Below are 466 nucleotides of genomic sequence, written 5' to 3' on the forward strand. Positions count from 1 at the left end.
GACTTTGTGATGGCCAACCCGCCGTTCAATATTAAGGACTGGGCGAGGGACGAGACCGACCCGAGGTGGAAGTACGGGGTCCCGCCGAAGAACAACGCCAACTACGCGTGGCTTCAGCACATGATCTCGAAGCTGGGGGAGAAGGGTACCGCCGGCATCGTCCTGGCCAATGGGTCGATGAGCTCCCAGGCCAGCGGGGAGGGCGAGATCAGGCAGGCCCTGATCGAGGCCGATCTGGTGGCGTGCATGGTCGCTCTGCCTTCGCAGCTCTTCCGTACGACGCAGATCCCGGCGTGCTTGTGGTTCCTGGCCAAGGACAAGTCCCCGCAGGGCGCACGACGGTTGGACGACCGGCGGGGCGAAATCCTGTTCATCGATGCCCGGGAGATGGGCGAGATGATCGACCGGACAGAGCGCGCCTTTTCGGAAGAGGACCTGCGCAAGATCGCCGACACGTACCACGCAT

General features: G+C 63.5%; 1 protein-coding gene. It reads left to right on the forward strand.

Annotated elements, in window-relative coordinates; all coding sequences use genetic code 11:
- Positions 1–466, forward strand: a 466-nt coding sequence (locus LPA54_RS37890; protein WP_228984950.1) for an N-6 DNA methylase, incomplete at both ends; no start/stop codon positions are given.

Origin of the sequence: Streptomyces sp. DH12 (assembly GCF_020873895.1) — a bacterium.
Classification (GTDB): domain Bacteria; phylum Actinomycetota; class Actinomycetes; order Streptomycetales; family Streptomycetaceae; genus Streptomyces.